This window comes from Streptomyces alkaliterrae (assembly GCF_007097205.2).
In the GTDB taxonomy this organism is placed as follows: Bacteria; Actinomycetota; Actinomycetes; order Streptomycetales; family Streptomycetaceae; genus Streptomyces; species Streptomyces alkaliterrae.
Map to the genome: position 1 here is coordinate 1 of NZ_VJYK02000573.1, position 1485 is coordinate 1485.

The 1485-nt window shown below is 73.7% G+C and carries 2 protein-coding genes; both read left to right on the top strand.

The features are described from left to right. Positions 1-56: 56 nt before the first annotated feature. Positions 57-683 carry a precorrin-8X methylmutase gene (locus FNX44_RS26840; RefSeq protein WP_181356483.1) on the top strand — a complete coding sequence of 209 codons (627 nt, stop codon included), beginning with the start codon at positions 57-59 and terminating at the stop codon, positions 681-683. Continuing rightward, on the top strand, positions 680-1485 hold an 806-nt coding region (locus tag FNX44_RS26845; protein ID WP_143651561.1), incomplete at its 3' end, for a precorrin-2 C(20)-methyltransferase. The genes FNX44_RS26840 and FNX44_RS26845, both read left to right, overlap by 4 nt.

Consider the following 1485-nt stretch of genomic DNA (forward strand, 5'->3'; position numbering starts at 1 on the left):
ACCCTCAACCGCCCCCGCCCGGACGGCGCGGACGACACGGAATGAGCGAGAGCACAGTGTTCGAGTACGAGAAGGACGGCGCGGCCATCTACCGCGAGTCCTTTGCGACCATCCGCGCCGAGGCGGACCTCGCCGCGCTGCCCGCCGACGTCTCCCGGGTCGTCGTGCGGATGATCCACGCCTGCGGCATGACCGATCTGGTGAAGGACGTGCTGTACAGCCCGTCAGTCATCAGCGACGCGCGCGCCGCGCTGCGGGCCGGGGCGCCGATCCTGTGCGACGCGAAGATGGTCGCCAGCGGTGTCACCCGCAAGCGCCTGCCCGCCGACAACGACGTCGTGTGCACCCTCTCCGACCCCGCCGTGCCCGCGCTGGCCGCCGAGTTGGGCACCACCCGCAGCGCCGCCGCGCTCGAGTTGTGGCGGGACCGGCTCGACGGCGCCGTCGTCGCCGTCGGCAACGCCCCCACCGCGCTGTTCCGCCTCCTGGAGATGCTGGAGGAAGGGGCCCCGCGTCCCGCCGCGATCATCGGCGTGCCGGTCGGCTTCATCGGCGCCGCCGAGTCGAAGGAGGCACTGGCCGCCTACGGCAAGGGTGTCGAGTACCTGGTGGTGAACGGACGACGCGGTGGCAGCGCCATGGCCGCCGCCGCGCTCAACGCGATCGCGAGCGAGGAAGAGTGAGCGAGCAGCAGACCGCCGGCACCGCCGGCGAGACCACGCCCGCCGGTCGGCTGTACGGCGTCGGCCTCGGCCCCGGCGACCCGTCGCTGATGACCGTCCGCGCCGTCGAGGTGATCCGCGAGGCGGACGTCGTCGCCTACCACAGCGCGCGGCACGGCCGCAGCATCGCCCGTTCCATCGCCGCCCGCCACCTCCGGCCCGAGCACATCGAGGAGAAGCTGGTCTACCCGGTCACCACCGAGACCACCGACCACCCGGGCGGCTACCGGGGCGCCATGGAGGAGTTCTACGCCGAGGCCGCCGCCCGGCTCGCCGCGCACCTGGACGCCGGCCGCACGGTCGCCGTCCTCGCCGAGGGCGACCCGATGTTCTACGGCTCCTACATGCACATGCACAAGCGGCTCGCCGACCGCTACGACACCGAGGTCATCCCCGGCGTCACGTCCGTGTCGGCCGCCGCCGCCCGGCTCGGCACACCCCTCGCCGAAGGCGAGGAGGTACTGACGATCCTGCCCGGCACCCTCCCCGAGGAGGAGCTGACGGCCCGCCTCGCGGCCACCGACGCCGCCGTCGTCATGAAGCTGGGCCGCACGTTCCCCACCGTCCGCCGCGCGGTCACCGAAGCCGGCCGCCTCCCCGAGGCCCGCTACGTCGAACGCGCCACCATGGACGGCGAACGCACCGCCCCGCTCGCCGACGTCGACGAGCAGACCGTCCCGTACTTCTCCGTCGCCGTCCTCCCGTCCCGCGTGGCCAGTCCGCCCCCGGCCCCGGAGCACGGCTCGGTCGTCGTCATCGGCAC